Raw genomic sequence first — 7214 nt, 5'->3', positions numbered from 1 at the left:
AATAAAAACCACGACTGCTATCAGCCCTACAGAACAAAAAACACCTCGGATACCTCCGAGGTGCAGGCCAGGAAAGAGCTTGAGCTAGCCAAGGATTTCGGCGGCTTGAATGAGCTCCACCTGCTTTTTCTTGAGCACCAATAAGAGCTGGGCAATCGTAACGGCTGCCAGGAAAGCCACCAGCCATTTCACCCGCTCCGGGCTTTGCAGCACCAGATCCCGCTCCACCTGGCCAAAGCCGCCCACATTGGGATTGTTGGTGACGGGATCCCCTTCTTTGACGCTGTCTCCAACAGCAACCACCAGTTCCGGCCCAGGCGGCACCACCAGGTTTTGGATCCCGCTTTCGGTCTCGAAGCTGAGAACTCTCGTGCCCGGCAGCTCGTATTCCGGGGGCACCAGGCTGGCCAATTCAGCCGGTAGATCGCTGATATCGGAGTTGAGGGTGGCGATGTTGACTAGACGCCCGGTGGCCGGAGCGCGGAAAACGTTGTTGTTGCTGAGGCTGCCGTCGGGGTTGAGCTGACCGCGACCCCGGTTGGCCCCAATGTAAACGCGATACTTCATGAAGGCCACCGAGGGATCCTCTTTCGGGTCAGGGGCCACCACTGGAAAGACGATTTCTTGATGCTGCTCGCCCGGCAAAGGCCCGACCAGGAGGATGTTGGGCTTCGCGTCGCTGTAGGGGGTGATGTAGGTCTCGGCAGTTTCTTGCCGTTGTTCCTCGGTCATCTCGGCTTCGGTGGCTAAACGGAAGCCCTCCGGCAAGACCACCACCGCGCCCACATTCAACCCACCCTTGCTGCCGTCTGCCAGCACCTGCTGCTTGCTCAGGTCATAAGGGATCCCAACTTTGATGGTGAACACCTGGCCGGGGGTGACGGCCTGGGGCACCTCGGCGCGAGTGGGCATGGCGTTCAGGTGGCAGTTGGCACAGACAATTTTTCCAGTCGCCTCGCGGGGGTTGTCGTAGGCCATCTGGGCATAGTAGGGGTAGGCTGCCGCCGGACGTGCCCCCATCCCCAGCAACAGCAGCAGCCCACAGAAGGCCAAGCAGATTCGCTTCATAACTCTCAGCTCAGAATGAATTTCCATCACAGGTTTAGGACACAGTCTTGGAACAGCCATCTCGACAATTTGCCCCAAATCGTTCGGCAAAAGCCGGCACAGCCAGCGGGATCCCTTGCCCTTTAGGTTTCCCGGAAATCGGGGCCTTGCCAAGGGCTGAAGCGGACGTTGTCGCCATCCACAGTGGCGCTCACCAGCTCCAGCGAGCGGGGAGCCGGTCCCCGGATCACCTTGCCATTGGCCGCATACTGGGATCCGTGGCAAGGGCACTTAAACAAGTTTTCCCCCACATTCCAGGGCACCACGCAACCGAGGTGGGTGCAAACCGCGTTGAGGCCGTAGTTGGCCACCGCCCCATTGTCGATCACGATGTAGGTGGGATCCCCCTTCAAACCTTGGGCCAGCACCCGATCCGTAGCGGCATGGGTGGCCAACAGCTCACTGACACTGATGGGCTTGCCGAGAGCGTCCTGAGCTATGAGGCCCTCACCCCCTCCACCGGAAGAGGGCGGGATAAAGTACTTCACCACCGGGTAGAGGGCGCCCACCACTACGACTCCCACAGAGCCACTGAGCAGGGCATTGAGAAGAACCCGCCGGCTCATGGGGGGCGCTTCAAAGTTGCTAACCGCTTCCGTCATAATGGCAAATGCAAACCTGAGAAGTTTTAACGTTCGTTGACAAGCGACATCATCCTAACCGACCCCTCTGGCCAATATCGTTAAGAAATGCAACGCTGGAAGAGGCCGTGGCCTTCCTTCCCAAGGTGAGCGGCCCACCCAGCGCGATTGGAGCCAGATCCAAGCCAGCCTCAGACAAGTCTGATGAAGGGATCCGACTTTCAAGCTTTGTTGCGCGAGAAGTGGGGCTATTCCTACGACGTGCAGCTGCGGCGTATCCAGCAGAAGGTGGTGTTGCTGGTGATGTGGCGCTATCTGGAGCAGCCCTCCTTCCCCTTGAGCGAGGCCGAGTATTTGGCCCACTTGGAGAACGTGCTGGCCCATTTGCAGGCTTGGGGGGTGTGGGAAGCGGTGCGTCGGGAAATCGAAGCCACCCGTCAGAGACCCCGTATGGGCAAAGCGGTGGCCATTCCTCTGGATTTGCAGAAGGTGGGGGAGCGAGTCTCCGAGTGGTTGTTGTGAGTTCTCCTGGGGAGAAAGAAGTCCAAGCAAACCTAAGCGCTGGATTCGCCGGCTGGCCAAGAAACTCGAATGGGTCTCAGCTCAAACGGCAGACCGGGAGTTTGCCCAACGGCCATGACCTCTCTAGAGGGGACGCGGCTTGCGCACTTGTTCGGTTTCCGGGTACTCCTGCTGAGCTTCGGATTCCAAAAGTTGGCGGAATGCCGGCTCGTCCAGACGGTAGTCCCGCTGCTCGATCAAATCCCGGTCGGTTGAGTAAATGGTGTCCGACTCTTGCACAACTTCTTGACGGCGGAAGCGGCGGGCAAAGTTGAGTTTGCGCAGCAGCGCCTCTGTGGGATGCTGCAGATGCTCTCGCCAAAGCTGCCGGACACGATTGCGACGCTCCACTCCCTGGTTGCGGATTTGCAAGGTCAACCACCGAACGGCGGGCACCGCCAAAAAGAGGCTGCCGTAGAGAAACAGAAACCCAATCAACGGGTAGATGAAGGCTAAAAAAGCATTGCTGCCGGCTGCCGCTGCCACCTCTTCCCGTGCCCCATAGAGAATGGCGGCCAGAAAGAAATTGAGAACTCCCAAACCCCCTGCCAGGGCCAGTTGACCAGGCGTGGCCCGGCTGAACACCCAAGGTTTCTCCTGCAACACTTCGGGGATCCTCTTGGGCTCACGCTCTGAGGCGGCCACCTGCAGTTCCGGAAAGCGGTAGACAATGTCCCCGTCCTCGCTGACCTCCGGCTGACCGTCGAACTTGAGCAAAATGGGCAGCATGTAATCTTCGTATTCCAAGGCCGGGGATCCCGGCTCCACATCCAGGTAGGGCAACACCTGTTCCGCTGCGATCACCCCCCCATTGGCACGAATCAGTTGGCCAATGAGGGCATAGCGCTCCTCCTCCAGGTTGGCATTGGGATCCCCGTCCCCAAAGAGGAAGCTGTACACCGCTTCCAGGAAGTTCAGCTCGGATTTTTGCGGCTGGCGGGGGCGCGTCCGACCGGAGTAGCTGCCATAGTAGGGATAGGGATCCCAGAAGGGGTTGCCGATCCAAAGATTGGGGAAGTAGTAAAACCCTATCCCCCGCGACCGGCTGCGATTGTCCTGCTCGCGGCTACTGGCCATCTGCAAGGCAATCAACGCCAGGACGATCAAGACAATTGACACCACCAGCAGAATGCCAAAGGAGATGCGCAACCCATAGAGGAAGCCCCCCCACAACCGGCGCCGCAGGGCTGCTAGCCGATCCTGCTGCTCCTTGCGCTTGAGAATGCTGCGAAAATCCGGTGGAAAAACGTAGGTAATCTCCCCCTGCCGGGAAACCTGGAGATGCCCCTCCGCCTTTTGGGCCAAATTCAGTAGCTCTTGTTTGGCCTCGTGTAAAGCTAAGCCCGTGCTGGATGCAATATCTCCCAGCGTGACCCGCAGGCCCAACTGTTCCACTGCATCCATCACCAATGTTTGGGTAGCCACTCTTAACCTCCGCTTTCTGCCCCAATTGCCGAGGAGCCTGTCGGGATCCCTAGGACGCAGATCCGCTCCCCTGAGCTAGACCTAGCGTCTCCTCTATTCCCAGTATCTCCCCTTAACCCCGCAGCGACGAGAATCGTTGTAGATCTCACTTCCAGAACGGTTGTACCCCCCTCTAGGGCAGCCAAGCCATCACGGCCAGCAGGGTCGAGAGGATCCCGATCAACACCCAGATGAGGGGCTTAGTGTCCAGCGGGGGATCCGCTGCCCGGCGGCTGAGGGGATCCCCAGATCTTGGGGAAGGGCCTTTGCGTTGGGAGCGCCCATAGGCCAAGCGGTACTCTGGGGGATCAGTTTCCTCCAGCCGGCTGAGATCGGGAATTTCGCTCAACCACTCCGCTGGACGCCGCAGACGAGGGGCTTGCCAGATACCCAAGACATAGCGAGCCTGCTGGGCAACTTCTGGATCTGGGTTGCGCAGCAAGGTTTGGGCCAACAGGATGGCCTCCTGCGTTTCGCCAAGGGCTTCTTGGGCCAGGGCCTGCCAGAGCCGTAGCTTACCCGACTGCGGATAGCGGCTTTGGGCCTGCTTAACCTCCTCTAGCGCCTGCCGGTATTGTCCTCGCTCGAACCTCAACTGGATCAGAGCCAAGTGCTGAGACAATCTCAGGTCTTTGGGAAGCGTCATGCTCAGGATCCGCAGGCTAGGTCAGCTTCTGTTCTACCCCAAACCCCACCAGCAACAGCTCCTGCAAAGGCTGACCCTGAGGGGGACGTTGGTAGGTAAGGATCTGCCGCAGGCGCAGGCGCGGATTCAGTAGAGTGATGGTATCTACAGCAACCACACGAGTGTAGGTGGTGGTCATCACCAGTTGCAGGGATCCGGGATCAAACCGGAAAGCCGCCACCATCGGGCGATCTTCCTCGTAGGCCCGATCCCGCAGGTAGTCTCCCTGCAGCCCCAGGGGGGTTTCCTGCCGAGGGACGAACAGCATGTTCAGCTCTTGCCCGGCCTCCTCCCCCGTTTCGGAAACGGTCTCAAAAGCCAAGTGAAAGCCCAAAAAACCATCCACGTTGTGGTTGGGGTAGTTGTTGTCGGTGAGCACCTTGTGCTTGAGCTCAGGGGTGAGGGTGCGAATGGTGAACTCGGTGCGGGAGCGCTCCACCTCGCCACGGTCTAGGTAATGGTAGGTGCGCTCTGTGCGCCAAGCCCCAATGCAGCAGTTGAAAAAGTGGTGAAATTGCTGGATAGCGTTCATGCGGGCGGGAGCGGACAGAGTCAGAGATCAGCGCTGGACGGGAAACCCTGCTTTCGATCCTAAAACGAATCGAAAACAACCAGGAATCCAAATCCTGAATGCCAACGATTGAGTTCTACCGTGGGATCCCCTTCCTCACGGGCTTTTGGCCACCCGGATCCCTTGGGTCTGCCCCAACAACTCCAAGGCTCGCTGCAGCTGGATGTCCTCCGGCCCGGCCAAGGTTTCTGCCGTCAGAGGAATGGATCCCTCCGCCACCACCACATCGGGCTGGATCCCCTGGCGATGGATGTCGTGGCCGCTGGGGGTAAGGTACTTGGCCGTGGTCACCGCCAGCCCCGAGCCATCCGCCAGCTCCAGCAGGGATTGAATCAGACCCTTGCCAAAGGTGCGCGTTCCTACCAGTTGGGCTCGCCCACTATCCTGAAGTGCCCCGGCCAACACTTCACTGGCACTGGCGCTGCCCTGATTTACCAAGACCACCAGCGGTGCCTCTGTGAGCACCTCGCCGGTGGCGGGAATGCTGTCTTGAATGCCGTGGCGATCCGTCACCAGCACAATGTCACCCTTGGGGATCCAGAAGCGGGCGATCTCAATGGCCGCCTGCAAGAGTCCCCCCGGATTGTTGCGCAAATCGAGAATGTAGCCCCGCACCCCTTGAGCTTCTGCGGCCCGAATGGCTTGGCGGACTTGAGCGGCAGCATTGCCGTTGAACTGGCTGAGGCGAATGTAGGCCACCGATCCCTGAGGCAGCTCAAAAAAACGGGTGCGCACGGGGTTGATGGTGATCGATTGGCGTACCAGCTCCACCTCCCAAATGCGATCCTGCCGCTTCAGCTTCAAGGTAACCGGCGTGCCACTGCGCCCCCGCATCCGCTCGGCCACTTCGTCCAGACTCAACCCCGCCACCGGCACCCGATCCACCGCCAAAATCTCATCCTGGGGTTGGATCCCGGCCTGCTCGGCAGGAGTGCCTTCCATGGGGGCAATCACCCGCACCGCCCCCTGCTCATCGATGGCAATCTGCAAGCCGACACCGCTCAGCTCGCCGGCTGTGGAGGTCTGCAGGCTGAGGTAGTGCTCTTTATCCAGAAAGCGAGTAAAGGGATCCCCCAGAGTGGCCAACATCTCCTCAATGGCCTGATAGGTCTGCTTGCGCTCCTTTAAGGGCCGGGAGAGAAACCGTTGCCGCACCTGCCACCAGTTTTGCCCGTTAAACCCCGGATCCACATAGGCCCGATCCACATAGGCCCAAGCCTGCGCCAGCAGTTGCTGCTCTTCTCCCCAACGGCTGGCCTGCACCGGACAGGCGCCAATGCCCAAACTCGCCCAGAGCAAACACCCAAGCAAGACAAGGCGGATCCCCCACCCTCTCCAGCGGATCCCTGTGTATCTCGGCTTCTGCACAACCATCGATCCCAAAAAACATTAAGAAACATGAACAAAACGCAATATCGAAAACTTGCCTGGCCTCCTGGGATCGAGATCTTCGTCCCCAAGCTGAGCCCGACGCCAGGATGGTGTTAAAAGATTGTGTTACATTGCTGAGGAGAGTGGGCTTGCCCCGCCCTCGAGAGCCAACTTCAAAAAATGCAGACATTATGAGCAAAGTTTACGACTGGTTGGACGAGCGGCTGGAGATTACGCCTTTCGTCGACGACGCAACGGGAAAATTCATTCCGCCTCACGTTAACATCTTCTACTGCCTCGGCGGGGTGACGCTGGTGTGCTTCTTAATTCAGTTTGCCACCGGCTTCGCCATGACGTTTTACTATCGTCCGACGGTGGCCGAGGCTTTTGAGTCGGTGAACTACATCATGACCCAGGTGAACTTCGGCTGGCTGCTGCGCTCCATCCACCGTTGGAGTGCCTCCATGATGGTGCTGATGATGATCCTACACACCTTCCGGGTTTACCTGACGGGGGGATTCAAGAAGCCCCGCGAGCTGACCTGGGTAACCGGTGTAATCTTGGCGGTGCTGACCGTCTCCTTTGGCGTTACCGGCTACTCCCTGCCCTGGGATCAGGTGGGCTACTGGGCAGTCAAGATCGTCTCAGGTGTGCCCAGTGCCATTCCGGTGGTGGGCGACTTGTTGGTGCAACTGATCCGGGGTGGCGAAGCGGTTGGTCAAGCTACCCTGACTCGCTTCTACAGCTTGCACACTTTCGTGCTACCCTGGCTGACCGCGGTCTTTATGACCATGCACTTTTTGATGATCCGCCGCCAAGGCATTTCTGGGCCTTTGTGAGCAAGGTTTGACTCCCAGACGCCTTTGACTTTCCT

At 59.0% G+C, this 7214-nt stretch carries 8 protein-coding genes; 2 read left to right on the top strand and 6 right to left on the bottom strand.

The window, feature by feature from the left end:
* Positions 1-84: 84 nt before the first annotated feature.
* Together NW818_RS01395 and NW818_RS01390 are read right to left on the bottom strand one after the other, a co-directional pair.
* Positions 85-1068, bottom strand: coding sequence for an apocytochrome f (locus NW818_RS01395; RefSeq protein ID WP_414423627.1), 984 nt, complete (start codon positions 1066-1068; stop codon positions 85-87).
* A 122-nt stretch (positions 1069-1190) separates the two neighbouring features.
* A complete protein-coding gene (locus NW818_RS01390; protein WP_414351678.1) occupies positions 1191-1709 on the bottom strand; it encodes a cytochrome b6-f complex iron-sulfur subunit in 519 nt (172 codons plus the stop codon).
* Between the two features lie 183 nt (positions 1710-1892).
* On the opposite strand from NW818_RS01390, the gene NW818_RS01385 reads away from it, so the two are divergent.
* Positions 1893-2210, top strand: a complete 318-nt coding sequence (locus NW818_RS01385; RefSeq protein ID WP_011433229.1) for a DUF3067 family protein — start codon at positions 1893-1895, stop codon at positions 2208-2210.
* Between the two features lie 123 nt (positions 2211-2333).
* Here the strand turns inward: NW818_RS01385 and NW818_RS01380 are convergent, their stop codons facing one another.
* The 4 genes from NW818_RS01380 to NW818_RS01365 form a co-directional block, all read right to left on the bottom strand.
* Entirely contained in the window at positions 2334-3674 is a 1341-nt protein-coding gene (locus NW818_RS01380) for a hypothetical protein (protein WP_414423626.1), read from the bottom strand.
* Positions 3675-3846: 172 nt separating this feature from the next.
* Complete coding sequence (locus NW818_RS01375) at positions 3847-4359, bottom strand: hypothetical protein (protein WP_414423625.1); 513 nt, start codon at positions 4357-4359, stop codon at positions 3847-3849.
* Positions 4360-4375: 16 nt separating this feature from the next.
* Complete coding sequence (locus NW818_RS01370) at positions 4376-4930, bottom strand: phycobiliprotein lyase (RefSeq protein ID WP_414400675.1); 555 nt, start codon at positions 4928-4930, stop codon at positions 4376-4378.
* Positions 4931-5065: 135 nt separating this feature from the next.
* Positions 5066-6343 (bottom strand): S41 family peptidase, encoded by a 1278-nt coding sequence (locus tag NW818_RS01365; protein WP_414423624.1) that lies wholly within the window; start codon positions 6341-6343, stop codon positions 5066-5068.
* Between the two features lie 188 nt (positions 6344-6531).
* Between NW818_RS01365 and petB the strand changes: the two genes are divergently transcribed.
* Positions 6532-7179 carry a cytochrome b6 gene (petB, locus tag NW818_RS01360; RefSeq protein ID WP_041436518.1) on the top strand — a complete coding sequence of 216 codons (648 nt, stop codon included), beginning with the start codon at positions 6532-6534 and terminating at the stop codon, positions 7177-7179.
* Positions 7180-7214 lie beyond the last annotated feature (35 nt).

The organism is Synechococcus sp. R6-5 (assembly GCF_047461775.1).
Taxonomy (GTDB): Bacteria; Cyanobacteriota; Cyanobacteriia; order Thermostichales; family Thermostichaceae; genus Thermostichus.
The sequence above is the reverse complement of the archived record's forward strand: the minus strand, read 5'-3'. Positions and strand labels throughout refer to the sequence as shown.